Origin of the sequence: Bradyrhizobium shewense (genome assembly GCF_900094605.1) — a bacterium.
Taxonomy (GTDB): domain Bacteria; phylum Pseudomonadota; class Alphaproteobacteria; order Rhizobiales; family Xanthobacteraceae; genus Bradyrhizobium; species Bradyrhizobium shewense.
This window is the reverse complement of record NZ_FMAI01000007.1, coordinates 15,108-40,033: the sequence shown is the minus strand read 5'-3', so window position 1 is coordinate 40,033 and position 24,926 is coordinate 15,108. Positions and strand designations below refer to the sequence as shown.

Genomic DNA, 24,926 nt, shown 5'->3' with positions numbered 1-24,926 from the left:
ACCTTTCCCGTCACAAAATCCCCATCCATTTGCATGGGGTATCATGAACAGAGTGTTAATAGGCCCCAAATCACCCCATTTTGCGCCGGCGTGACATTCCGGCATCAGCGCGCATCGGCGCTCTTCTGCGGCGGGCCGGCCGGCACGATGTGGACCACGCGAAAACCGTTCTCCCTCAGATACCGCAGGAAGGCCGGCATGATCGCGGCGGTGCGCGCCTTGGGGTCGTGGAAGAGGACGATGCCCTTGCCGCTAGCTGCGAGGCGCTCCGTGACCAGCTTCAATTCCTGCTCCGGCGTCATCTCGTTCCAGTCGCTGGCCCAGAGGTCAGCGCCGAACACGACGATGCCGCGTGATTGCAACAGATCGAGCTCGGCCTGCGTGGCCTCGAAATAGGGGAAACGGAAGAACGGCGTCGAAGGCGTCGTGGTCGAGGCGCCGTGCAGCGCCATCTCGACGGCCGCGATGCCGCGGTCGACCTCGCTCTTGGCCTTGTCGAACGGGATCCGCGCCATGAACGGATGCGAGAAGGTGTGGTGGCCGATGCTGTGGCCCTCGCGCGCGATGCGCTTGACCATGTCGGGATGCTGGCTGGCGTGCAGGCCGATCAGGAAGAAGGTCGCGCGCACGCATTCCTGCGCCAGCGCCGCCAGCACCTTCGACGTCGTCGGCGGGTTCGGCCCGTCGTCGAAGGTCAGCACGACCTCGTGATCGGCCAGCGCAAGCGTCTGCGGAAAGCTCTTCAGGCCCACGCGCGGCGTGCTCCTGGCATCGACACTCAGCACGCGCGAGGTGCCGAGCGCGTCCTTGCGCGGACACTCGGCGGCCACGGCCGAAGCGATGCCGATCAGGGCAGCGAGGGCCGCGCCTGATGACATCGAGGTCCACCGCAGTCGAAGCATCTTTGTCATTGCGCTCGGAGTTGCCTTGTGGGTATTGCCTGACCGTCAGCCCAGACCATTCGTTCCAACCTGTCAAACGGCGAGGCGCGCCATGGATGAACATATGGACGTTGCCCGATCCGTCGCGGATTCGGTACTCGACCACGTGCCGATGCGCAATGAAGACGGCGATATCAGGCACGAATTCGTCGAGGAAATCGCTCATGCGATCGAGGCCGGCGACAGCGCCTCGCTGCGCGCCTGCGTCGCCGAGCTGCACGAGGCCGATCTCGGCGATCTCATCGGCGCTCTGGAGCCCAACGACCGCGTCCGCCTGGTCGAGCTGACCGGCCGCGATTTCGACTTCTCCGCGCTGAACGAGCTCGACGAGGGCGTGCGCGAGGAGATCCTCGAGGAACTGCCGCCGGAGACCGTCGCGGAAGGTGTTCGCGAGCTCGAATCCGACGACGCCGTCGAGCTGCTCGAGACCCTCGACCAGGCCGAGCAGGAGGAGATCCTCGAAAAGCTGCCGCTCAAGGAGCGCGTCGCGCTCGAACGCAGCCTGCTGTACCCCGAGAATTCCGCGGGCCGCCGGATGCAGACCGAGTTCATCGCGGTGCCCCAGGATTTCACCGTGGGGCAGGCGATCGACTACATGCGCGAGACGCCGGATCTGCCCGACCGCTTCTACGAGATCTACGTCGTCGACAAGGACCAGCACTGGCAGGGCGCAGTCCCCCTCGACGTGCTGCTGCGCGCGCGCCGGCCAGTGCCGCTCACCGAGCTCACCGACGAGGACCGCCGCCGCGTCTCCGTTCTGGAGGACCAGGAAGAGGTCGCGCGCATGTTCGGCAAGTACAATCTCGTCGCAGCTCCCGTGCTCGACACCCAGGACCGCCTGGTCGGCGTCATCACCGTCGATGACGTCGTCGACGTCATCGAGGAGGAGGCGGACGAGGATCTCAAGGCGCTCGGCGGCGTCACCAGCGACGAAGAGCTGTCGGACACCTTCCTGACGATTGCGCGCGCGCGGTTCAACTGGCTGCTGGTCAATCTCGCCACCGCCTTCCTGGCATCCTCGGTGCTCGGCCTGTTCGAGGGCCAGCTGGAGAAGATGGTCGCGCTCGCTGTGCTGGCGCCGATCGTGGCGAGCCAGGGCGGGAACGCCGCGACCCAGACCATGACGGTGGCGGTGCGGGCGCTGGCGACGCGCGAGCTCGGTTCTTCCAACGCCTGGCGCGTGGTGATGCGCGAGGCGCTGGTCGGTCTCGTCAACGGGCTCGCCTTCGCCGTGATCACGGGGATTGCGGCGGTGGCCTGGTTCAAGATCCCCGGCCTCGGCATCGTCATCGGGCTGGCGATGGTCTGCAACCTCATCGCCGGCGCGCTCGGCGGCATCCTGATCCCGATGGCGCTCGAACGCGTCAGGGCCGACCCCGCGGTGGCGTCGGGCACCTTCGTCACCACGGTAACGGATGTGGTCGGCTTCTTCTCCTTCCTCGGCATCGCGACGCTCTGGTTCGGGCTGAGGTAGGGCGGCGCTCTCGCTCTTGTGTCCCGGGCCCGCTGCGGCGCGTAGCGCTGCTGCGCAGAACGGGGACCCAGATGGCGACACGGTCCGCCCGGCGAAATGGGCCCCGGCTCAGCAGCGCACCACGCCGCGAACGCGGCGCGCTGCGTGCGTCCGGGGCACGAGACCTCGTATCTTTAATCCGAACTTAAGCGACCTGCCGCATCATCGCCTCGCTTGGGGGAATGAGCATGCGGTTGCGGCTGAAGGCGGACGGACGGGTCGTTGAGTTGCGCGATGGACAGGAATTTCCGGTCCAGCCGTCTCCGGTCGAGCCCACGGCCAATGCCGCGCCGGCCGACGCCAACCCGCTCGCGGTGCGCGATTTGCGTCGCCGCGCCTGCCTGACCCAGATGGAGTTCGCCGCCAAGCTCGGTGTTCCCGTCGAGACCATCCGCAACTGGGAGCAGGGCAAGCGCGCCCCGCGGGGACCGGCCCGCGCGCTGCTCGCCGTGATCGCGCATGCGCCGGATACGGTGTTCCAGGCGCTCGCCAAAGCCTGAGCTAAGGCCTCAAGGCCTGACGTCAAAGGCCTGACATCAAGGCCTGGCGCGAACCTCCCGTTAGCATTGCGCTGAAGATCCGGCCCGGCGGCCGGCGTCGTCCGTTGGCACCGTGACGGGCCGGGTCCATAATGACACCTGGACGATGATTTGGGGCGACCGCGACAGAGAGGATTCCTCATGCTGTTCGTCGAGACCAATGGCGCAAGGATCCCGGCGATCGGGCTCGGGACCTGGGAGCTGAGCGGAAGGCCTGCCGCGCGCGTGGTCGAGCAGGCGCTGCGGTTCGGCTATCGCCACATCGACACCGCGCAGGTCTACGAGAATGAACGCGAGGTCGGCGACGGCTTGCGCGCCTCCGGCGTGCGCCGGGACGAAATCTTCCTCACCACCAAGGTCTGGACCAACCATTTCGCGCCCCACGATCTCGAGCGCTCGGTCAAGGAGAGCCTGGTCCGCATGCGGCTTCCCTCCGTCGATTTGTTGCTGCTGCACTGGCCGAATTCGCACGTGCCGTTGGCGGAGACGCTCGGCGCGCTGTCGCATGCGAAGGCCATGGGCCTGACCCGCCACATCGGCGTCTCCAATTTCACGGTGGCGCTGATCGAGCAGGCGGTCGCGCTGTCGCCGGAGCCGCTGGTCTGCAACCAGGTCGAATACCACCCTTATCTCGATCAGGCGAAGGTGAGGGCGGCCTGCGACCAGCATGGCCTTGCGCTCGTAGCCTACAGCCCGATCGCCAAGGGACGCATCAAGTCCGACCAGAGGCTGGCCGAGATCGGACGCGCCCACCGCAAGACGCCGGCGCAGGTCTGCCTGCGCTGGCTGGTGCAACAGAATGTCGCTGCGATCCCGCGCACCTCGCGCATCGAACGCCTGTCTGAAAACATCGAGATCTTCGATTTCGAGCTGTCGGAGGACGAGATGAGCCGGATCGCCGCACTCGCCAGTCCGAAGGGCCGGCTGACCGACTTCGGCTTCGCCCCGAAATGGGATTGAGAGGGGGCTGGGGTATGCTAGGACCGCGACGGCAACCCAAGATCGGTCGATGGAACTGCGGAAGATCATACGGACGGACATTGCGGCGTCAGCAATCGCGCATCTGACGCTGGTGGCGCTGATCATCGTGATCAGCGAGGTCCATCCGTTTCGCAGCCAGCCGCCGGAGACCGTGACCGTCGACATCGTCACGCCGGAGCAGGTGAAGGAAGAGATCAAGGAGCAGGAGACGAAGGAGGCGGCCAAGGAGAAGCCGCCGGAGCCCACGCCCGATCTGAAGCTGCCGAAGCTCGATTTCACCGACAAGTCCGAAGCGGCGGACAAGCCCGCGGCCAAGCAGCAGGCCGCGGCACCGTCGCCGCAGCAGACGCCACCTGAACCGCAGCAGAAGCAGCCTCAACCCTCGCCGGCGCCGAAGCAGCGTGAGGCCAACGTGCAGCCGCAGCCTCAACAGCCACAGCCGTCGCAACAGCCGCCGCCGCAAGCGCAGCAACAACCGCCCCAGGCGATGCCGCAGCCACCGATGCAGCCGCCGCCGCAAGCGATGCAGCAGCCGGAGGCCGCGCCGCCGCCGGCCTATCAGGCTCCGCAGCCTGACGTCACCGTCAAGTACGGCGTCATGTTGGGCCTGCCGCCGGAATTGCCGCCGGAGCTGCCGAAAGACGCCCCCAAGGACGATGGCGGCGATGCCAAGGATTCAATCGCAGCCAAGCTGCCGCAGGAAGTCATCGCCGCGCTTCGTCGCCATTTGCGCAGCTGTGCGAAATTGCCGGCCGGACTCAGCCCCACCGACGCCGTTCACATCAAGCTACGCACGGTGTTCGCGACCGACGGCACGCTGGCGCGCGAGCCGATCCTGATCGAGGCTCCGCCGTCCGCGAAAGGCGTGGCACTCGTGAAGTCCGCCATGAGCGCGCTCCAGAACTGCCAACCTTACAAGATGCTGCCGGCAAATCTGTACGGGGAATGGAAGATCATGGACCTGCCGTTTAGCCCACGGGATTTCGGCGGTTCCTGATCGGGGCGAGTTCAAGACGCCCCCCTCTCTCTACCCATGCATCCATCGTGATGACGACCTTGCCGAACAGGTTAGTCGTCGATCCTCTGAACGAGGATGGATCGATAGTCTGCGCCCAGAAAGCGGTGTTGGACGGCGGCGCGGTATTCGGCGCTATCATAGAATGCGCGTCCGGCTTCGATAGTCGGGAATCTGACGATCACCACACCCTCGGGAGAAGGTCCTTCAAGAACGTCCTGAGGGCCGTAGGCGGCGAGAATGGTCGCTTCCGTGATGTTGAGAAGGGGGAGACCATGTCTGCATAGGTCCGCAGTTCACCCGGATTGCGTTCGCGAATGAAGATGGCATAGGCGCTCATGGGTAAGAAGCTCCGTAGGGTTTGCTCTCAGAGTGTTGGTGCAGTCGGCCGGAAGAGACTGCTTCGCACCGATCACGCGCCGTTGGTGATGACGACCTTGCCGAACACATTGCGCTTGCCGAAGTGCTCGAACGCAGCCTTGCCGTCGGCGAACGTGAAGCGGCTGTCGATCACTGGACGGGTGCCGTTCTGCGCGACGGCCGCAATCACGTCCTCGAGGTCCTGGCGGTTACCAGTCGCGATCGTCTGGAACCGAGCGAAGGTGAGAAACATGTCGAGGTAGCCGGGCATCTCACCTTGTGCGAGCACGCCGACCATCGACACCTGGCCGCTCAGCGCGACCGCTTTCAGCGACTGGGCGAAGGTGCCGGGTCCGCCAACCTCGACCACGCGGTCGACGCCGCGCCCGCCGGTGAGTGCTTTGGCCTGCTCGCCCCAGTTGGGATTCTCGGCATAGTTGATGACATGATCGGCGCCCAAGGCGCGCAGCCGCTCCGCCTTCTCGTTCGACGAGGTCGTCGCGATGACCTCGGCGCCGCGCGCCTTGGCGAATTGAAGCGCGAACAGCGACACACCACCGGTCCCCTGCGTCAGCACGCGGTGCTGCGGACCAACGCCGGCGACCGCATTCCAACCAGTGACCGCGGCGCATGGCAGAGTCGCGGCGTCGGCGAAGCTGATGGAGGCGGGAATGGCAACCAGTTCGTGCTGATCGACAACGCGATACTCGGCCATCCAGCCATCGATCTGGCTGCCGTATTGCGGCGCGAACTCACGGAAGGGCCCCGCATACCAGCCCGGCATGAAATTGTTCGCCACCCGGTCGCCGACCGCGAAGCGGGTGACCCCCGAGCCGACGGCCTCGACCACCCCGGCGGCGTCGGACACCTGCGCGCGGCCTTCCTCCAGGGGAAACGGCGACCAGCCATTGACGATCGTGAGGTCGCGAAAATTGAGTGAGATCGCCTTGATGTTGACCAGGACTTCGCCCCGACCGGGCTGCGGCTTGGGCTCCTCGCACAATTCCAGGCCGTCGATCGAGCCGATCTTCCGCAGACGATAGATCTTCATGCAAGTTACTCCGGTTCTGGGAGGCATGTAGGTCGGACTTGACCAGATGATCCATTACCTGGAGTGTAGGTTTCCTAACCCATCGTCCAAAGGTCCCATGCACCCCTTCGATTCCGTCCTGAGCGCGATGCAGCTTGAGAGCTCGCTCTTCGTCCGCTTGCGCGGGCATGCACCCTGGGCGATTTCGTTCGACAGCGGGGGACAGGCGCGGCTGGTAGTCGTGGCAAAGGGGCAGGGCTGGTTCACCCAGGTCGGGCACCCGCCCGTCGTCGTCCAGGCTGGGCACTGCCTCATCATCAAGCAGGGGGTTAAGGGAATATTAGGCGACACGTCCGATCGCGCCGCGATCCCCTGTTGGCAGGTGGCCGATCACGTGACGGGAGAACTGGTCGCCTTCGGCGGCGACGGCGAGCCGTGCGAGTTCTTCTCGACGCTGTTCACCTTCGATCATGCCGCGGGCGAGCCGTTGTCGGCGCTGCTGCCCGACGTCGTCCATGTCACGATGGCCGACCGCGACGCAGGGCAGATGGTCTCGATCCTCGAACAGATTGGAGCGGAGGAAGCACAGGGGTCGCTGGGCGGTTCTTACGTTGTCGGCCGCCTGCTCGACGTGCTCTTCATTCAGGCGATCCGGACTTGGGCCTCGTCCGAGGGCAACGTGTCCGATGGCTGGCTCGCGGGCCTGACCCATCGCCAGCTTGCCCGAACCTTAAGCCTGATCCATGCCGATCTTGCCCGCCCATGGACGCTGGAGCAGCTTGCCCGCCACGCCGCGATGTCGCGCTCATCGTTCGCGGCGCTCTTCAAATCGGTCGTCGGCGTGCCGCCGCTGACCTATATCGCCACGTGGCGCATCTACCGGGCCAAGCTTTTGCTCGCAGCGGGCCACTCGATCGCGGCGGCAGCCGAGCAAACCGGCTATGGCACAGACGTCGCGCTCAGCCGGGCCTTCAAGGCGACGACTGGAATGTCGCCTGGGCAATGGCGGCGCGAGCGTCGTGCCGTCGCCGGGCCGCGAGCTCCTGTCTCGGACGCACGGGCTGCGCGCCGTGCGGCGGTCTATTGAGCACTCTCTTAATTTCACTTGGCGCCAGTCGTCTCCGCCAACAGGCTCGCGATAGAGCGCGTAATCGCCATTGTCGAATAAGGTTCGTTCGGTTACCCGACGGGCAAAACACCCAGGATGCTGTCAATCGACCTTCACAAAAATATTCCACTTTACCGAAATTCGGTTTCGGCGTATGTGTTGCGCATCCCGGCTCACCAAGAGGGGCGACTATGTGTCGTCACTGTCGCGAGCCGGGCTTGCGGTGGACGCGGCAGCGTCGGCACGAGGGGCGCGGGCAGGGCGGGTAGTCCCTGTGAGCCTGAGGCTTCGTGCGACGAGCGGCGCTGTCAGGTTCGTCTCGTCTGTAAGTTTCCGCTCCGTCGACAGGGCTGGAAAAACTGCGGCGAAATGGCGGGCCGCGCGTACGGCAAAACCGTGTGGTCCTGGCCGTCGTTGCTACGGTCAAGCTGTCTGCGAAGGTGCGCGCGAGCCCAACCGGGCGGACTGCATCGTCAATTCGAGCGGCGAGGGAGGCCAGAGGGAACTCGGCTCCCGGGAGAGCACGGCATAAGCCGTCCGACCATCGCGCAGGGAAGGCCGAGTGATCGGCGCCACCTGTATGCTGCTGTGCGATTCTTTCTGCGTGTGCTTTTCGCGCAGCGGACCGCGGGTGCGAGCCGGCACCCGGTCTTCCCTGCGCCCTCTTGGATTAGAGGGTGGAGCGACGAAGCAAAGCTCGGGCGAATTAAGCCGCGAGGCCGCGAAGGCGTGTCCGTGAGCTGAGCTGCGTGCCACAAACTCGATCTCGTAGGGTGGGCAAAGCGCAGCGTGCCCACGCCTTGTTGCTTATGGACGGAGATCGTGGGCACGGCGCTCTGCGCCTTTGCCCACCCTACGGCAGCGCTGCTGGGATCTGGACTGGACATCGCAATCATGTGGAGAGCGCGCGCCACACTCCGCTCTCGCGCCCCGGACGCAGCGCAGCGCTGCCGGCGATGCGAAGCATCGTCCGGAAGTGGTGCGCTGCAGAGCCGGGGCCCACCTCGCCGCATCGCGCCCTGTCGCCTTCTGGGTCCCGGCTCTGCGAAGCAGCGCTTCGCGCTGCGTCGCGTCCGGGACACGTGCCTCAATGACCGCGCTTCATCCCCTCATCATCCCCCACCTCCGGTGCCATCGCCGCCCATGCGCTCGATGCGAATTGCCGGCGCCAGGTCACGACCACCACCGCCGCCGTAGTCACGAACAGTACCCAGGGGCTGACGAACCAGCCGAGATAGCCGAGCGCGAAGAAGAAGGCGCGCTGGCCGCGGTTGAAATGGCGGCCGGCGGATTCGAACAGGCGCGTGGTGCGGATGACATGGGCCTCCGCCTCCGGCGTGTCGCGCCGCTCAGCCGGCGGCATGCCGCCGAACAGGATCGCGACATAGTTGAACAGGCGATAGGACCAGGCGAATTTGAAGAAGGCATAGACGCAGATCAGCACGAGGCCGACGCATTTCAGCTCCCACATCGCCGGCGACGTGCTGAGGTCGATCGGCAGCTTGCTCAAAATCGTGATCGCATCGTTGGTGGCGTGTAGCAGCGCCAGCGCGCCGCCGAGCGCGATCAGGCTGGTCGAGGCGAAGAAAGCGGTTCCGTTCTGCAGCGAGGCCATGATCTGCATGTCGACCATGCGCGTCTCGCGGTCGAGCAGCCGGCGCACCCAGACCTCGCGATAGCGGTTCATGCGCGCCGACAGGCTGTCGCGGCCGTAGGCCGAATGCTCCAGCGTCAGGGCATAGACCAGCCATTCGATGATGAAGAAGCCGACCGCGGTGATGTCGACCCAGTGCCTGCTCATGTCTGTCTCATGTCCGTCTCTTGTCCGTCTCTTGGCGAGGACCGCAACGATTGCCACGCATGGCGGGACGCAGCAACGATTGATTGGCGGCAGGGGATGGCGTTAAAAGCGGCTCGCTCTAGGACGTCTCGGGAAGGACTGATGACATGGCTGCGCTGAAACTCGCGATCGGTAACAAGAACTACTCGTCATGGTCGATGCGTCCATGGCTCGCGCTTCGCGCCAACGACATCCCGTTCGTGGAGACGCTGATCCCGCTCTACACCGACAATCCCGCGGACAAGGAGCAGATCCTGTCCTTCAGCCGTGCCGGCAAGGTGCCGGTGCTGGTCGACGGCGACGTCACGGTGTGGGATTCGCTCGCCATCATCGAATACATCGCCGAGCGCTATCCGGAAGTGAAGCTGTGGCCCGACGACGTCGCCGCGCGCGCGCATGCCCGATCGGTGTGCGCCGAGATGCATTCCGGCTTCGTGCCCCTGCGCAACGAATGCGGCATGAACCTGCACCGGCCGGTCCGGCCCTTGGTGCTGTCGGCCGACGCCAAGGCCAACGTCGCGCGCATCGAGGAGATCTGGCGCGAGTGCCGCACGCGCTATGGTGCCAAGGGTCCGTTCCTGTTCGGCCGCTTCGGTGCGGCCGATGCGATGTACGCGCCGGTGGTGCATCGCCTGCGCACCTACGCGATCGACGTCGCGCCGGACACCAAGGCCTACATGGAGACGATGATGGCGCTGCCGGCCTTCCAGGAATGGACCCGCGACGGGCTGGCCGAAACCCTGGTCATCGAGAAGTTCGAGGACGCCTGACCGGTCGGTCCGAACGAGGCCGCTGGCTGTGTGCCGGCCGGCGGCGCTCACGTTCCGGACATTGACCGGGGCCATATGCCAATCGGGCTGCGACCGGCCCTGCGACATGCCGCCTGAACATGCGGCCCCGGCGGTATCATCGGCCCGCCGGTTCCATCCCTATCATTCTGAAAAGACTGTAAGATTTACCCATTCGCTATGGTGGCATGGCGCTGGCCAAATCGGCTGGCCGCGTGCTATACAGCGCTGGGTTTCTGGCCGGCCGTCGCAGTGGGACCATGGGCGAGGCAGGCGTTGTTTGAGTGATGGAGAGGGTGTTGAAGCACAAATTCCCGATTGGAACGCGCGTATTGTTCACGGCCAGCAACGTCGCGCGCCCTGCTGCCAGCGGCTCGTACGAGGTCATCCGCCTGCTGCCGACCGACGGCGACGACTGCCAGTACCGGATCAAGAGCTCGACCGAAGCCTTCGAACGCGTCGCCAAGGAAAGCCAGCTCGCGCTCTCCTGAAGACCGACGCTCCCCGCGCATTCGCGCCTCTGCGGAATTGTGTCCTGTCGCCGTCAAAAGGCCCGCTTCACCTTCCCAAGGTGGGCTTGGGGGCAGTTGCCGACTCGCGGTGCTCGCTTGACCATTCGCTCTCTGCTCGCGTGAGGGTACGTCGCGCATGAACTGGGCCTGGGCCACTCCGCTCGACCAAATCTGGCGCTCGCCGGCATTTCCGATGTGGATGACGCTGGCGGCTGCCGGATTCTTCGGATTGATCCTGCTGATCACGCTGCTGCGCGCCGACAGGTCGGTCGCCAACGGCGCGCTGACCGTGATCACGCTGCTGTCCATCGCGATCGCTGGAGCTGCCACCGTGCGCGTCTATGGACCGGCGGGGCAGGACGCTCCGACTGAAGCGCGCGCGCAAGGGGCCGTCATCGCGAGCCTGCCGGCGCTGTCCTGTCTCGACGATCTCGCCGGTGATGCGGTCGCCATCGGCTGCGAGAAGGCGCTGTTCGGCTCGCCGGATGCCGCAGCTACCGCCGTCTCCTACACCGCGGCCCGAATCGACCGGCTGACCGCGCTCGGTGATGCCGCGATCGCCGAGAAGAGCCTGACGACCGACATGAAGGTGCTGCGCAAGGCGCTGGAGCACGATCGCTACGGCCTCGTGGCGCAGGTGCTGGTCGTGCGCGACGGCTGCACGCAGTTCGACTGCGCCGCGTTCCGCTCGTTGACCGACCAGCAGCGGGTTGCCGCCAACATGGACGCCCATCTCTACGACATGCTGGTCGCGCGCTATGCCCCAACCTGGAACGCGCCTGCAACGGCGTCGGCGATGCCGGCCACGGCCGCGCTTGCCGGGCTGCCGCCCGCGATGCCGACGGGCAAGCCGACCAGCGCTGAGTTCCCGAGCGCCTCGTCGACGCCGCCAGTGAGCATCATGAATCCGGAGCCCACGGCGACGACGCGTCAGGCGGCGCCCGCCGCCGCGAACGCAGCGCCGGCACCGCGCGCGCCCGCTGCGACGTCGGCACAGGCCGCCGCACCACCGGCCGCGAAGAAGCCGCCGGCTCCGAAGGCGGCGCGTGCTCCCGCGGCAGCACCGGTTCCGCTCGCTCCGCCGCCAGCCTCGGCGGCCGCGCCCGCGGCTGCGGATAACGAGTAGATCGGCATTCCAAATGCGGTGCTGCCCGGCTAATGCTTGGGCATGCCGCTACATCTGATCAAGCTCGCCGTCGGTTGCGACTCCGTCAAGGAATTGAAGGAGTGGATCGCCGAACGGATGCAGACCGCCAAGAAGAAGGGTCTGCCGCAACATCACATCCACATCACCCGCATGGTCCCCAAGCGCGATGCCGAGATCCTCGCCGGCGGGTCGCTCTATTGGGTGATCAAGGGCGAGATCGCCGCGCGGGAAAAGATCATCGGCATCGAGCCGTTCCGGGACAAGGACGGCATCGGCCGCTGCCGGATCGTGATGCAGCCGAAAGTGGTCTCGGTGTCGCCGCGGCCGATGCGCCCGTTCCAGGGCTGGCGCTATCTCACTGATGATTCCGTGCCGCCCGATCTCGGCAAGTCCGCCGCCGGCTCGATCGCGGCGATGCCGGAGCCGATGCGGCGCGAATTGCGCGATCTCGGGCTGCTCTAAACCGCGATATTGTCGATCAGCCGGGTCGTGCCGAGCTTGGCGGCGACCAGGATCCGCAACGGGCCGTCCTTGCGCGAGGTGAGGGGCGCCAGCGTCTCGGCATGGCGCGCTTCGTAATAGTCGAGCGCAAAGCCGGCCGCCTCGATCGTCGCGGCGCCACGCTTCATTGCCGACGCAACGGCTTCGCCGGCACGGATGCGGCCGGCGCTGTCCTTCATGGCGCGGTAGAGGATGGGGGCGGTCTGCCGCTCCTCGGGCGACAGATAGACGTTGCGCGAGGACATCGCGAGCCCGTCGCGCTCGCGCACGGTGCGGGAGCCGACGACCTTGACGCCGAGGTCGAGGTCGCGCGCCATCTGCGACACCACCCGCAACTGCTGAAAATCCTTTTCGCCGAAGATCGCGAAGTCCGGCCGGCACTGCGTGAACAGCTTGCCGACGACGGTGGCGACGCCGCCGAAGAAATGCGGGCGGAAGCGGTCCTCGAGGCCGGCAATCGCCGGTCCCTCCGGCACGATGCGGGTGGCAAAGCCGTCCGGATACATCGCCTCGACGCCTGGGTGCCAGACGATATCGACATCCTCGGCTGCGAGCTTGGCGATGTCGGCCTTCCAGGTGCGCGGATAGGCGCCGAAGTCCTCGGTGGGGGCGAACTGGGTCGGGTTGACGAAGATCGAGACCATGACGCGGCTGGCGCGCCGCTTGGCGAGGCGGACGAGAGACACATGGCCGTCATGGAGGGCCCCCATGGTCGGGACCAGCGCGATCGTGGCCTTTCGCTTGCGGAGATTGTCGACGGCGCGGCGCAAGGTTGGGACCGTGCGGGCGATCAAAGGGCTTGCTGACATCAGGACTCGACAGGGTTGGGAATCGGCGCGGCATGGCCTGGCGCCAGGGGCGACTAACCTTAACAAGCGGCGATCGTGGACGCCATGCATCCGGATGCGGCACAGCATCCCGCGCAAGGTCGCGCGCGATGTCGCGACATTGTGGCTGGATCACAGACAGAAAGACGGCGCCGCGATTCATGAGAAGCAGGGCGCGCTGCGTTTTGCATTACCTGTCACGCATTTCACTTGACCGCAGACGCGGCCAACTCGAAGATATTCATCAGGGGTGTTGAGGATCGCCATGCTTGTGCAGGCTAGCCAAGGCCAATCCGGCTCGGCGCATGTGGTCGTGCTCGGCAACGAGAAGGGCGGCTCCGGCAAGTCGACCACCGCCTTGCACATCGCGGTTGCGCTCCTGAAGGCCGGCCAGCGCGTCGCCACCATCGACCTCGACTGCCGTCAGCAGAGCTTCACCCGCTACATCGGCAACCGTGCCGCCTGGGCACGCCGCACCAAGCTCGACCTCGAACTGCCGGTGCATCGCTGCATCAAGCTAGGCGAGACCATGCAGATCGCCGAGAACGAGAATTCCGAGTTCCAGCAGTTCATGGAGGCGGTCTCGGCGGTCGAGAGCAGCTTCGACTTCATCGTCATCGATACGCCGGGCACCGACAGTTATCTGATGCGGCTGGCGCACTCGATGGCCGACACGCTGGTCACGCCGATCAACGACAGCTTCCTCGATTTCGACGTGCTCGGCACCGTCGATCCCGCCAACTACGCGGTGACGGGCGAGAGCCACTACGCCGAGATGGTGCGCGACGTCAGGCGCAAGCGCCGCCAGCTCGACGGCTCGACCACCGACTGGATCGTCGTGCGCAATCGCCTGTCGATGCTCGGCTCGCGCAACAAGCAGCTCGTCGCCGAGGGGCTGAAGGATCTGTCGCTGCGGCTCGGCTTCCGCTACGTCGACGGCTTCGCCGAACGCGTCGTCTATCGCGAATTTTTCCCGCGCGGCCTGACGGCCCTCGACGAGATCGACGAGGCCACGCTCGGCATGCGGCCCAATCTCGGCCATCTGACCGCACGGGAGGAGGTGACGGGCCTGCTCCGCCAGCTCAAGCTGCCGCTGGACGAGCGCGGCCGTCGCCGCGCCGCAAACCGGGCCGAGTGGTTCAATCAGGTCGACAAGCCGCTCGAGGTTCACGACATCCTCGGCGCCTGAGCCGGCGGTATATCGCTACTTCCGATCGATCTGATTGATCTGTGGGGCCGGTTCCGGGAACTGTGGCCGCGTTCCGCCGTTTTCACCTTACGTTGACTGTGAAATTGAACCCAATTGAGACCGGTTGCGTCGGATGGTGAAGTGCATCCTGACGTAGCTTGGCGAGGACGGGATGCCCATAAAACGTGTGCGGCGCACAATGAAAGGGCTGCCGGCTCACAATATTTGGCCTTCCTGTCACGCGCCTGTGACATATATTAGCGAATAGGCGACAAGGGGCCGAAGAGCCCCGGAAGAACACGATTTTCAACAGGGATTCAGGCCGCAAGAGCCTGAGGCTGAGGACGAAAATGAAGCGTGGAATTGCCGTTCTGGTTTCGGTCAGTGCTCTCTGCGGCATCGCCTATTTCACGGCGAGCAAGTGGGCGATCAAGCACGAGACCATTACCTTCTACGACGCCTCGCGCGACAATCGCCCGGTGCCCGTCGACATCGCGGTGCGTCGCGACAAGGAAATGCAGGCCAATGCCGGCATGATCACGCTGCCGGTCGCAGTCATCAATCACGGCAACACCGTCAAGAACACCGAGTACGGCTTCCTCGCCAACATCTTCGCTGCGCGCGGCTACATGGTCCTGAGCCCGCAGCATGACTTGCCGACCGATCCTCCGATGGTGACCAAGCCCGGCGAGCTCTATGTCGGCCGCCTGCCGCAGATCCTGCGCGGTGTCGCCAACATCCATCTCGCCGTACAGGAAATGAGGAAGCTTCAGCCGAACGCCGACTACGACAAGGTCACCATGGTCGGCCATTCCATGGGCGGCGACATCACGATGTATTTCGCCAAACAGTATCCGGATGAAGTCAAAAAAGTCGTCACGCTCGACAATTTGCGCGTGCCCTTCGTCACCGCCGGCAAGTTCAAGATCCTGTCGTTCCGCTCCACCGATCCGCAGTTCAAGGCCGATGTGGGCGTGATCCCGACGGACGAGGAATGCGAGAAGGCGGGTATCCAGGTCGTGAAGACCGAATTCCAGCACAACGACATGCGCGACACCGGTCCGGATGTCGCCAAGAACTCGATCCAGGGCATGCTCGACAAATTCCTGAGCGCGACCGACAGCGAGATCGCGCCGGTCGACACGCAATCCTCGCCGCCCAATATCCTCGAGCCCGGTCCGGTCGCCTTGATGGGGCCTGCCAAGAGCTGACGTCTTCGCCCTGACGGCGCCCACATCGTCAGTCACGATCTGCAAAGCCCCCGCCGGCCTCTGCCGGCGGGGGCTTTGCACATTGACCGGGCTGCTTGCGCTAACCACATTAGCCGCCCACGCAGGGTCAAGGCATGTCGGGCGAACCCATCAAACCGCGCAGCGGCGATGCCGTCTCGGCGCAAGCAAGCGGTGCGGTGCCGCAGGCCGGAACATCGACTGCGGAAGACATCGCCGCCTTCGTCGCCAAGGCGCAGGCGATGTCACCGCATGCGCCGGGCGCGAAGGGGCGGCTGATCTTCGCGCTGGATGCGACGATGAGCCGGCAGCCGACCTGGGACATGGCCTGCGCGCTCCAGGCCGACATGTTTCGCGAGACCGCCGCGCTCGGCAGTCTCGACATCCGGCTGGTCTATTATCGCGGCTTCAACGAGTGCCGCACCACGGGGTGGATCTCCGACAGCACCAGGCTTGCGGCGCTGATGAGCAAGATCGATTGCCGCGGCGGCGACACCCAGATCGGCAAGGTGCTGACCGAGGCGCGGCGCGAAGCGGTCGCATCGGGCGTGCGTGCCGTCGTCTTCGTCGGCGATGCCATGGAGGAGAAGGTCGACGAGCTCTGCGCCAAGGCCGGCGAGCTCGGCATGCTCAAAGTGCCCGTGTTCGTGTTTCAGGAAGGTCATGACGCCGTCGCCGAGCAGGCCTTTCGCGAGATCGCGCGCCTGACGGGTGGCGCCTGGTGCCGGTTCGATCTGGGCGCGGCGGCGCAGTTGCGCGAGCTGCTGCGGGCCGCTGCGGCCTATGCCGCTGGCGGTCGCGAGGCGCTGTTGAAACTGGCGAAGACTGCGAGCGGCGCGGCCCGGCTGATCCGCCAAATGAAGTAGCGCTCAGGCGTCGCGGCGAGGCGTATGCCATGCATTTTGCCGCGAGGGCGACTATATTCCGCTCATGACCCTGATCGCCGGCGCTGTCGCAATTATCACGCTTTATCTGCTGCTCCAGATGTTTCGCGCTGCCAATCCGGCGGTGCTGGCGAGGGCCATCAGGTTCGGCGGCGGCGTGGTGGCGCTGGCGGTCGCAGCCTTCACGGGCTTGCGGGGCGAGCTGGTGGTGGCGATCCCGCTCGGGATTTTCGGCGCCGGGCTGCTGGGCTGGACACCGCTGGCAAATGCCGGCTTCGGCAATCTCGGTGGGCTGTTTGGCGGCGGCGGTGCTGCGCCCGCGTCGGGGCAGTCCTCACGCGTGCGTTCGCAATTCCTGGATATGCGGCTCGACCACAGCTCTGGCCAGCTCGGTGGGCAGATCGTCGCCGGGCCTCACGCCGGGCGCGATCTCGGCGAGTTCGATCTCGCTAGCCTGCTGGCCATGGTCCCGACATTCGACGCCGAGAGCGTGGCCTTACTTGAAAGCTATCTGGACCGCCGGTTTCCCGCCTGGCGTCAGAACGCGCAGAGCGATGCGGCAGGGGGGCAGCGCCGCACGGCGGCGAGCGGCAAAATGACAGCGGAGGAGGCCTATCAGATCCTTGGCTTGCAGCCGGGGGCGGGGCGTGACGACATCAGCCGGGCCCACAAGACCCTGATGAAGAAACTCCATCCCGACCAGGGGGGGTCGAACTATCTCGCTGCCCGTGTAAACGAGGCCAAGGATACTCTGCTTCGTACGCATAACGGCTAACTCCGGCACCACGCTACAAACGCCCGTACCGCGTGAGCTCCGCTTGCTCTGTCTGCCGTCGCCCTGACACCCGCCATTGTCGGCGTGGTTGATCTCTTCAGTAAAGTTTTAACCGTAAATCCTTGACGAGAAGTTGTCGCGGAACTGGCATCGAGATCCGCCAAAAACAAAAATGCCCGCGCAAGGCGCGGGCATTTTGATCGGAAGGTCGCGAAAGATCAGTTGCGGACGGTGATGCAGGAGATGTCGGCGCGCTTCAGGGTACGGCAGACGGCTTCGGCCTGGTCGCGCTCGAGCCCGGCGAAGCGGGCGCGATAGAGCTTGCGATTGTCCTTGGCGACGACCTCGGTGAACGGATCGGCCTTGCTGAGCAGGCCGCGGGCGGAGCTGCGCGCGGCGTCGATGCGCTGCTGGGCCTCGTTCTCGCTCTCGAGCGCGCCGACCTGGACGATCCAGCCGCTGTGGGTGACCATCGGCTTGGTGGTGGCGCTCATCTGGATCGGCATCGGGTCGGCGGAGGCCAGCTTCGGAGCGGCCGGGGCGGGCGCAGCAGCCGTTGCGGCCGGCAGTACCCCGAGGAGGCCGTTGCCGGTGCCGAAGCCCGCGGGCTGGCGCGGCAGCTCGGTGCGGGCGATCTCGGCCTTCGGGGCTTCCGGCTGGCTGACCACCTCGGGCTTGTTGATGAGATCGGCCCGGGCGACGACGGCGGTGGAGGTTTCCGCGACGTCGGAACGGGACGAAATGGTGTTGGTAACCGGCGGTGGGACCTGGGCGGGGGCGGCGGAAGCGACCTTCACGGCGCCGGCCTTGACCTGAACCGTCTTGACCCGGACCGGCTTCATCGGCTCGGACGAGCCGGGGATGATGGAGAGCGGCTGGCTCGAGATCACGCCATTGGTGAGCGGCGCCGGCTCGATCTTGGATTCCGTCGGTCGAACTTCAGGCTTGGCTTCGGATCTGGGCTGGGCCGGCGGCACCGCGGCAGTCGCAGCCGCGAGCGTCGACAGGCGTGCGGCCAGACGCGACGGAGCGGCTTCAGGAGCAGGGGCAGAAGCGGCCTGAACCTGCGGAACGGCGCGGGCCGGGGTAGGCGAGGCGTCGGCGACCTCGGTGCTGGCGTCCGCGCCGTTGCGCTCCGTGACCGCGGCGACGGTGTGGGTGGTCGCACCCTTCTCGAGATTCTCCGCGAGCAGGTTGCGCATGATGGCATCGCGCGAGCCGCCGCTGCGGCCGCCGAGCACGACACCGATCAGATGACGGTTGCCGCGGCGCATCGAGGTCACGAGATTGAAGCCGGAGGCGCGGGTGTAGCCGGTCTTGATGCCGTCAACGCCCTCGACATTGCCGAGCAGGTGATTGTGGTTGCGGATCGACTGTCCGCGCCAGTTGAAGGTCGCGGTCGCGAAATAGCGATAGTAGCGCGGGAAGCGCTCCTGGATGGCGCGGCCGAGCGTGGCCTGGTCGCGCGCGGTCGTGACCTGCTCGTCGTTGGGAAGGCCGTTGGCGTTGCGGTACACCGTCTTGGACATGCCGAGCGAGCGCGCCTTGCGCGTCATCATCTGGGCGAAGTCGTCCTCGTCGCCGCCGATCGCTTCCGCGATCACCACGGCTGCGTCGTTGGCGGAGCGGGTGACGAGACCCTTGATCGCGTCCTCGACGCGAATGGTCTGGCCGGCGCGCAAATTCAGCTTGGTGGGATCCTGATCGGCGGCGTGCTGGGACACCGGCATCTCGGTGTCGAGCTTCATCTTGCCGGACTCGAGACGCTCGAACAGCAGATAGAGCGTCATGATCTTGGTGAGCGAGGCGGGGTGGCGGATGCCGTCCGGGGCGTTCGACTGAAGCACCGCGCCGGAATTGCCGTCGACGATGATGGACGCGAATTTCGGGCTGGAGCTCTCGGACACATCGCGCTGCACCCGGTGGTGCGCGTAATGGCGCCGATGACGCCGCGCCTCGGCGGCATCGGTGGTGAAGATGACCGCGGTGGTGACCGTAAGAAGCCCGAAAACGCCAACCCGCGCCAAGCGCGAGGAAGACAAGTTTTTACGAAGCATGGAACCCCGTCCCCGTTTCTCAACTGATCACCGGCTCGTGAGGCGAAATTGTGCCCAATGGACCCGGGATCATTACCTGCTCAGGCTGTCCCTCCGCTGGTGTTCGCCGCGGGGGACGTTGGGCCTGAACCGCTATTCTGGCTAAGGTGATGGTCTCAAACGGCTTTTGACCGTCTGCGGAAGTTGAACACGTCCAGGGAATCAGGGTAGGGGCCCGCGGTTTCCAAATGCTTAAAGAACCCTTGCGGGAAACCCCGGGAATTTCCGCGAAGTGAGTCCAATTTTGTGCGCCGCACAAAGATTCTTGACTTTCTTGTGCGTTGCACTAATTGTGGGCAGAGTCAGGGAGCCGGGGCTTCCCGACGAGAGCCAGGGAAAAGGATTCCGAAATGTTCAAGGTTGAAGACTTTCAGAACTACGGGAAAGACCACTTCGAGCAGTACGTCGCCTCCGCGACCTCGGTGCAGCACGGCCTCCAGGCGATCGCCAGCGCCTATGGCGACTATACGAAGAAGTCGTTCGAAGACACCAAGTCCTTCGTCGAGAAGCTTTCCGGCGTGAAGTCGCTGGACAAGGCCATGGAAGCGCAGACCGATTTCGCCCGTTCCTCCTACGAGACCTTCGTTGCGGAATCGCAGAAGATCGCCGGCCTCTACAGCGACCTCGCCAAGCAGGCGTTCAAGCCGGTCGAGACCATCGTGTCGAAGTTCACCCCGGCTGCTCAGTAAATTTTTCAGGACGTCCTGGAATCGAAAAGCCCGGCTGAACCAGCCGGGCTTTTTGTTTGCACGCGGTCGATCCGTCAGCGCGCCACGCGCAGCTTCGACAGCGAGGTGCCGATGTCCTTGAACACCGAAACGGTCTGACTGGCCGACGTGACGAGATAGAACTTGTCGGAGCTGCTGGCGCAATATTGCAGCACGCTCGAGGTCGGATCGCTGCCGGTGTTCACCTGCACGGTGTAGATCGTGATATTGTTGGGCTGGGCCTTGGCGTTGTCGCAGAGCTTCTTCTGCCTGGCGTCGATCTGCGAGGCGTCGCTGTACCAGCGGTTCTGCGTGTTGAGACCGTCGGAAAGAAGCACGATCGCGTCCTTGTAGGTGTAGTTGTTGTCCTTCGCCGGCGCGTCCATGGGATCCCCGCCCGATAGCGTCATCCAACCCCAGGCCAGGCCGATGCCCTGGTTGGTGTTGCCGGTGGGCTTCATGGCGTCGATCCGGTCCTTGAGCGAGCTCCAGTCGTAGCTCAGCGGCATGATCGGCTGCAGATAGGATGAGCTACCCATGTTGCAGTAGGAGTATTGCTCGGCCGGGAAGAGCGTCCCCACATTGCCGCTGGTCGGCGTCGTGTTCTTGGTGTCGTAATCCTGGTCGCGGTCGGTGACGCAACCGGTCCAGGTGTTCTGGTTGGCCGGCGTCCATTTCCAGTTGTTGCAGTTCCAGTTGTTGCCGGAGGTGCAGCTCCAGCTGCCGTTCGCGGCTTCCCAATCGCTGAAATCGACCCAGTACTTGTTGTAGTTGCTGGCGCCGACATTGACGTCCTTCGCGAAGGGAACGATCGAGATGTAGACGTCGCCGGTATTCTTGGCGAGCGTGCTGAGCTGATCGACCAGGTTCTTCGCGGCCGTCTGCATCGCCGCCATCTTGCCGTCGCTGGCCATCGACCCGGTGTTGTCGAGCACAAGGGCCACGCGCATGCGCGTCAAGCCCCAGGCGCTGGTGGAGGAGGTGTCGATGCCGAGTGTCGGGAAGCCGGCGATCTTCATGAAGCTGGTCGTGTAGGTGCCGGTTCCGGTGAGCTGGATTGTCGAGCCAAGGCTGGTGCTCGCGTTGTAGGTGGCCCCAACGGTGACCGATGGCAGGGTCGTGGTGTCGGTGAACAGGGCATTGAAATAGGTTTGCGCCTTGCTGCTGATCTGCGACGTCGTGATCGTGCTGGATGACAGGTCCCTGGAGAGCATCAGCGCGGTTGAGTCGAGGGCTGACTGCATGGAGGCGCGGGCCTGGGCGGCGCGGCTATAATCGATCGCGGCACCGACGAAGCTCAGCACCGGGACCAGCGCGATGGCGAAGATCACGGCGATATTGCCTTGCTCGGCCACTGCAAAGCGGGCGAATTGCCGACCAAGGCGGCTGACGAGCGGCAGGCGAGACATGACGATCCCCGAAATCGGTGTTTTGCCCGATTTCGCGCCACGCCATTGAACGGCAGGTAAATTGGACCGTAGAAAACCGGAGCCACCGCGTGAAACGGTCGCAGCCGGGTTAACAGCCGGGGTTCCTGGTCAACATGTTCTAAACGTGCGGGGGCGAAATTTTTGTCAAATCGGTCCGGATTGTTTAACCTTGCTCCTGATCGCCCGGACCGGGAATCGGGACTGCCGTGGCCGCATCGGCCGGACCTTTGCCCGCTTGCGGCGGGCCGGGGGCAGGCCCATATTGCTGGCGAACGATCCGGCTTGGACCGGATTGTCGGGAGCGGCGATCCAACAAGGCGGCGCGCCTGCGCCAGGCTCCGAAGGGCGGGGTCGCGCGGCGACCGCCATTCGCTTCCATGGGGAATTTGAACGCCTGAGCCATGCCGCAATTGACTTCCAGACTCGACCTGTCCGCGCCAGCCGCTGCCTACGCTCCTCGCATGAGCAATGACGAGAACCGTTCGGGCAACCCCTCGGGTCCGAACACTTCGGTCATCACCAAGGTCAAGCCCAAGACCAAACGGCCGAACCTCTACCGCGTGCTGATCCTGAACGACGACTACACGCCGATGGAGTTCGTCGTCCACGTGCTGGAGAAGTTCTTCAACAAGGACATCGAGGCCGCGACCAAGATCATGCTGCACGTCCATCATCATGGCATCGGGGAGTGCGGCGTGTTCACTTACGAGATCGCCGAGACCAAGGTGACGCAGGTGATGGATTTCGCCCGCAAGCACCAGCATCCGCTGCAATGCGTGATGGAAAAGAAGTAGTCGCCGGTCCCATCTTTAGAGTGGTTCTGCTCGTGCGGTGTGTGATGGCAGCGCATCCTGCTGCATGATCCGGTAAACTTCGGCGCCGGCGTCAACCCTGCCCAAATGGGTAGTCTGCCCAAATCGGAACGGGTTTTGCATCGAAAATACCGCGGGTGTGTCGCTGCCAGAGTCGCGGAACCGGTCTTTCGCCGCGGTCTTGTATAACTATATGTGACAAAGGTTGTTGTTGCCTGACCGGGCGATCACGACCATGATGGTGGGGGCCATAGAGGACGCGAATGCCGACTTTTTCCCAAAGCCTTGAACAATCCCTGCATCGTGCACTGGCGATCGCAAACGAGCGTCATCACCAATACGCGACGCTCGAGCATCTGTTGCTCTCCCTGATCGACGACTCCGATGCAGCCGCCGTGATGCGCGCCTGTAGTGTCGATCTCGACAAGCTCCGCACGAGCCTGGTTAATTATCTTGAGACCGAGTTCGAGAATCTGGTCACCGATGGCGCGGACGACGCCAAGCCGACCGCCGGCTTCCAGCGCGTGATCCAGCGCGCCGTGATTCACGTGCAGTCCTCCGGCCGTGAAGAGGTGACCGGTGCCAACGTGCTGATCGCGATCTTCGCCGAGCGCGAGAGCCACGCCGCGTATTTCCTGCAGGAGCAGGACATGACGCGCTATGACGCGGTCAACTATATCAGTCACGGCATTGCCAAGCGGCCTGGCGTCTCCGAGGCGCGGCCGGTGCGCGGCGTCGACGAGGAGACCGAGACCAAGGGCGCCGAGGACGCCAAGAAGAAGGGCGAGGCGCTCGAGACCTATTGCGTCAACCTCAACAAGAAGGCGCGCGACGGCAAGATCGATCCTGTGATCGGACGCAATTCCGAAATCAACCGTGCGATCCAGGTGCTGTGCCGCCGGCAGAAGAACAACCCGTTGTTTGTCGGCGAAGCCGGCGTCGGCAAGACCGCGATCGCGGAGGGCCTCGCCAAGCGCATCGTCGACAGCGAAGTGCCGGAAGTTCTGGCTGCTGCCACGGTGTTCTCGCTAGACATGGGCACACTGCTCGCGGGCACGCGCTATCGCGGCGACTTCGAAGAGCGCCTGAAGCAAGTGCTGAAGGAGCTCGAGGCGCATCCCAACGCCATCCTGTTCATCGACGAGATCCACACCGTGATCGGTGCGGGCGCGACGTCGGGCGGGGCGATGGATGCCTCGAACCTGCTCAAGCCCGCGCTGGCCTCGGGCACCATCCGCTGCATGGGCTCGACCACCTACAAGGAATACCGTCAGCACTTCGAGAAGGACCGCGCGCTGGTGCGGCGCTTCCAGAAGATCGACATCAACGAGCCGACGGTCGAAGACGCCATTGCGATCCTCAAGGGTCTCAAGCCGTACTTCGAGGACTACCACCGGCTGAAGTACACCAACGAGGCGATCGAGGCCGCGGTTCAGCTCTCCTCGCGCTACATCCACGACCGCAAGCTGCCGGACAAAGCGATCGACGTGATCGACGAGTCCGGCGCGGCGCAGATGCTGGTCGCCGAGAACAAGCGCAAGAAGACCATCGGCATCAAGGAGATCGAGACCACGATCGCCTCGATGGCGCGGATCCCGCCGAAGAGCGTGTCGAAGGATGATGCCGAGGTGCTCAAGCATCTCGAGCAGACGCTGAAGCGCACCGTGTTCGGTCAGGACAAGGCGATCGAGTCGCTTGCGGCATCGATCAAGCTGGCGCGCGCCGGCTTGCGCGAGCCGGAGAAGCCGATCGGCTGCTACTTGTTCTCAGGTCCGACCGGCGTCGGCAAGACCGAGGTTGCAAAGCAGCTCGCGGCAAGCCTCGGCGTCGAGCTGTTACGCTTCGACATGTCCGAATACATGGAGCGGCACACCGTATCGCGCCTGATCGGCGCGCCTCCCGGCTATGTCGGCTTCGACCAGGGCGGCCTGCTCACCGACGGCGTCGACCAGCATCCGCATTGCGTGGTGCTGCTCGACGAAATCGAGAAGGCGCATCCCGATCTCTACAACGTGCTGCTGCAGATCATGGATCACGGCCGGCTCACCGACCACAACGGCAAGCAGGTCAATTTCCGCAACGTGATCCTGATCATGACCACGAACGCGGGTGCTTCCGATCTCGCCAAGCAGGCGTTCGGCTTCACGCGCTCCAAGCGGGAAGGCGACGACCACGAGGCGATCAACCGGCAGTTCGCGCCGGAATTCCGCAACCGTCTCGATGCCATCGTCTCGTTCGGCCATCTCAGCGTCGAGGTGATCGGCACCGTGGTCGAGAAGTTCGTGCTTCAGCTCGAAGCCCAGCTCGGCGACCGCGACGTCACCATCGAGCTGTCCGAGCCCGCCAAGGCCTGGCTGGTCCAGCATGGTTACGACGAGCAGATGGGCGCACGTCCCATGGCCCGCGTGATCCAGGAGCACATCAAGAAGCCGCTCGCCGACGAGGTGCTGTTCGGCAAGCTGAAGGGCGGCGGCCACGTCCGCGTCATCTTGGTCAAGGACGAGGCTGACGAGACCAAGGACAAGATCGGCTTCGAATTCGTCGAGGGGCCGGTCACGCCGAAGCAGGAGAAGCTCCCTGGCACCCGCAAGCGCCCGCCGGGCAAGTCCAAGCCGGGCGGCCCCGGCGGCTCGAAGGGCCCGACCTCCAGGGGCCCGCTGGTCAAGGCTTGATCGGCACGCCATGAATCGAAAAGGCCGGCT

The 24,926-nt window shown here is 64.8% G+C and carries 24 protein-coding genes; 17 read left to right on the top strand and 7 right to left on the bottom strand.

What is annotated here, in order from left to right:
- Positions 1–104 precede the first annotated feature (104 nt).
- A complete protein-coding gene (locus GA0061098_RS15025; protein WP_091957043.1) occupies positions 105–911 on the bottom strand; it encodes a polysaccharide deacetylase family protein in 807 nt (268 codons plus the stop codon).
- An 82-nt stretch (positions 912–993) separates the two neighbouring features.
- On the opposite strand from GA0061098_RS15025, the gene mgtE reads away from it, so the two are divergent.
- The 4 genes from mgtE to GA0061098_RS15005 all read left to right on the top strand — a co-directional run bounded on the left by mgtE (position 994) and on the right by GA0061098_RS15005 (position 4,971).
- Complete coding sequence (gene mgtE / locus GA0061098_RS15020; RefSeq protein WP_091957042.1) at positions 994–2,415, top strand: magnesium transporter; 1,422 nt, start codon at positions 994–996, stop codon at positions 2,413–2,415.
- Positions 2,416–2,636: 221 nt separating this feature from the next.
- The gene (locus GA0061098_RS15015) at positions 2,637–2,954 is read left to right on the top strand and encodes a helix-turn-helix domain-containing protein (RefSeq protein ID WP_038949950.1); all 318 of its coding nucleotides are present in this window, start codon (positions 2,637–2,639) and stop codon (positions 2,952–2,954) included.
- 180 nt (positions 2,955–3,134) lie between these two features.
- Positions 3,135–3,953 (top strand): aldo/keto reductase, encoded by an 819-nt coding sequence (locus GA0061098_RS15010; protein WP_091957041.1) that lies wholly within the window; start codon positions 3,135–3,137, stop codon positions 3,951–3,953.
- 49 nt (positions 3,954–4,002) lie between these two features.
- Positions 4,003–4,971, top strand: a complete 969-nt coding sequence (locus GA0061098_RS15005; RefSeq protein ID WP_091957040.1) for a hypothetical protein — start codon at positions 4,003–4,005, stop codon at positions 4,969–4,971.
- A 71-nt stretch (positions 4,972–5,042) separates the two neighbouring features.
- Here the strand turns inward: GA0061098_RS15005 and GA0061098_RS15000 are convergent, their stop codons facing one another.
- Both GA0061098_RS15000 and GA0061098_RS14995 read right to left on the bottom strand, forming a co-directional pair.
- Positions 5,043–5,231, bottom strand: coding sequence for a DUF1330 domain-containing protein (locus GA0061098_RS15000; RefSeq protein WP_245323377.1), 189 nt, complete (start codon positions 5,229–5,231; stop codon positions 5,043–5,045).
- Positions 5,232–5,401: 170 nt separating this feature from the next.
- Positions 5,402–6,400 carry a zinc-dependent alcohol dehydrogenase family protein gene (locus tag GA0061098_RS14995; RefSeq protein ID WP_091957037.1) on the bottom strand — a complete coding sequence of 333 codons (999 nt, stop codon included), beginning with the start codon at positions 6,398–6,400 and terminating at the stop codon, positions 5,402–5,404.
- Between the two features lie 46 nt (positions 6,401–6,446).
- Here GA0061098_RS14995 and GA0061098_RS14990 point away from each other — a divergent pair, with 46 nt between their 5' ends.
- Positions 6,447–7,466 carry an AraC family transcriptional regulator gene (locus GA0061098_RS14990; RefSeq protein WP_245323346.1) on the top strand — a complete coding sequence of 340 codons (1,020 nt, stop codon included), beginning with the start codon at positions 6,447–6,449 and terminating at the stop codon, positions 7,464–7,466.
- 1,108 nt (positions 7,467–8,574) lie between these two features.
- Here the strand turns inward: GA0061098_RS14990 and GA0061098_RS14975 are convergent.
- On the bottom strand, positions 8,575–9,288 hold the full coding sequence (locus tag GA0061098_RS14975; protein ID WP_091957032.1) for a DUF599 domain-containing protein: 714 nt from the start codon (positions 9,286–9,288) through the stop codon (positions 8,575–8,577).
- A gap of 146 nt (positions 9,289–9,434) precedes the next feature.
- Here GA0061098_RS14975 and GA0061098_RS14970 point away from each other — a divergent pair, with 146 nt between their 5' ends.
- The 4 genes from GA0061098_RS14970 to GA0061098_RS14955 all read left to right on the top strand — a co-directional run bounded on the left by GA0061098_RS14970 (position 9,435) and on the right by GA0061098_RS14955 (position 12,236).
- Positions 9,435–10,097, top strand: a complete 663-nt coding sequence (locus GA0061098_RS14970) for a glutathione S-transferase family protein (RefSeq protein ID WP_091957029.1) — start codon at positions 9,435–9,437, stop codon at positions 10,095–10,097.
- A gap of 305 nt (positions 10,098–10,402) precedes the next feature.
- Entirely contained in the window at positions 10,403–10,606 is a 204-nt protein-coding gene (locus GA0061098_RS14965; protein WP_018321158.1) for a hypothetical protein, read from the top strand.
- Positions 10,607–10,763: 157 nt separating this feature from the next.
- Positions 10,764–11,753, top strand: a complete 990-nt coding sequence (locus GA0061098_RS14960; protein WP_091957026.1) for a hypothetical protein — start codon at positions 10,764–10,766, stop codon at positions 11,751–11,753.
- Positions 11,754–11,795: 42 nt separating this feature from the next.
- Entirely contained in the window at positions 11,796–12,236 is a 441-nt protein-coding gene (locus tag GA0061098_RS14955) for a DUF1489 family protein (RefSeq protein ID WP_091957023.1), read from the top strand.
- Here GA0061098_RS14955 and panC read toward each other — a convergent pair.
- The gene (gene panC / locus GA0061098_RS14950) at positions 12,233–13,084 is read right to left on the bottom strand and encodes a pantoate--beta-alanine ligase (protein WP_091957021.1); all 852 of its coding nucleotides are present in this window, start codon (positions 13,082–13,084) and stop codon (positions 12,233–12,235) included. The two genes, GA0061098_RS14955 and panC, sit on opposite strands and share 4 nt — an antisense overlap.
- Before the next feature lie 94 nt (positions 13,085–13,178).
- Between panC and GA0061098_RS44980 the strand changes: the two genes are divergently transcribed.
- The 5 genes from GA0061098_RS44980 to GA0061098_RS14930 all read left to right on the top strand — a co-directional run bounded on the left by GA0061098_RS44980 (position 13,179) and on the right by GA0061098_RS14930 (position 17,179).
- Complete coding sequence (locus tag GA0061098_RS44980; RefSeq protein WP_165637374.1) at positions 13,179–13,316, top strand: hypothetical protein; 138 nt, start codon at positions 13,179–13,181, stop codon at positions 13,314–13,316.
- A gap of 51 nt (positions 13,317–13,367) precedes the next feature.
- Positions 13,368–14,291, top strand: coding sequence for a division plane positioning ATPase MipZ (locus GA0061098_RS14945; RefSeq protein ID WP_091957019.1), 924 nt, complete (start codon positions 13,368–13,370; stop codon positions 14,289–14,291).
- A gap of 350 nt (positions 14,292–14,641) precedes the next feature.
- Positions 14,642–15,502, top strand: a complete 861-nt coding sequence (locus GA0061098_RS14940) for an alpha/beta fold hydrolase (RefSeq protein ID WP_091957017.1) — start codon at positions 14,642–14,644, stop codon at positions 15,500–15,502.
- A 134-nt stretch (positions 15,503–15,636) separates the two neighbouring features.
- A complete protein-coding gene (locus GA0061098_RS14935) occupies positions 15,637–16,386 on the top strand; it encodes a vWA domain-containing protein (RefSeq protein WP_091957016.1) in 750 nt (249 codons plus the stop codon).
- A gap of 64 nt (positions 16,387–16,450) precedes the next feature.
- Positions 16,451–17,179, top strand: coding sequence for a DnaJ domain-containing protein (locus GA0061098_RS14930; protein WP_091957015.1), 729 nt, complete (start codon positions 16,451–16,453; stop codon positions 17,177–17,179).
- Between the two features lie 218 nt (positions 17,180–17,397).
- Here the strand turns inward: GA0061098_RS14930 and GA0061098_RS14925 are convergent, their stop codons facing one another.
- Positions 17,398–19,236, bottom strand: a complete 1,839-nt coding sequence (locus GA0061098_RS14925; protein WP_091957014.1) for a D-alanyl-D-alanine carboxypeptidase — start codon at positions 19,234–19,236, stop codon at positions 17,398–17,400.
- Between the two features lie 389 nt (positions 19,237–19,625).
- Here GA0061098_RS14925 and GA0061098_RS14920 point away from each other — a divergent pair, with 389 nt between their 5' ends.
- Positions 19,626–19,964, top strand: a complete 339-nt coding sequence (locus tag GA0061098_RS14920) for a phasin family protein (protein ID WP_091957013.1) — start codon at positions 19,626–19,628, stop codon at positions 19,962–19,964.
- A 74-nt stretch (positions 19,965–20,038) separates the two neighbouring features.
- On the opposite strand, the gene GA0061098_RS14915 is transcribed toward GA0061098_RS14920, so the two are convergent.
- Entirely contained in the window at positions 20,039–21,391 is a 1,353-nt protein-coding gene (locus GA0061098_RS14915; protein ID WP_091957012.1) for a TadE/TadG family type IV pilus assembly protein, read from the bottom strand.
- 482 nt (positions 21,392–21,873) lie between these two features.
- Between GA0061098_RS14915 and clpS the strand changes: the two genes are divergently transcribed.
- Entirely contained in the window at positions 21,874–22,206 is a 333-nt protein-coding gene (clpS, locus tag GA0061098_RS14910) for an ATP-dependent Clp protease adapter ClpS (protein ID WP_026202494.1), read from the top strand.
- A gap of 281 nt (positions 22,207–22,487) precedes the next feature.
- Positions 22,488–24,896 (top strand): ATP-dependent Clp protease ATP-binding subunit ClpA, encoded by a 2,409-nt coding sequence (gene clpA, locus GA0061098_RS14905; RefSeq protein WP_091957011.1) that lies wholly within the window; start codon positions 22,488–22,490, stop codon positions 24,894–24,896.
- Positions 24,897–24,926: the final 30 nt, after the last annotated feature.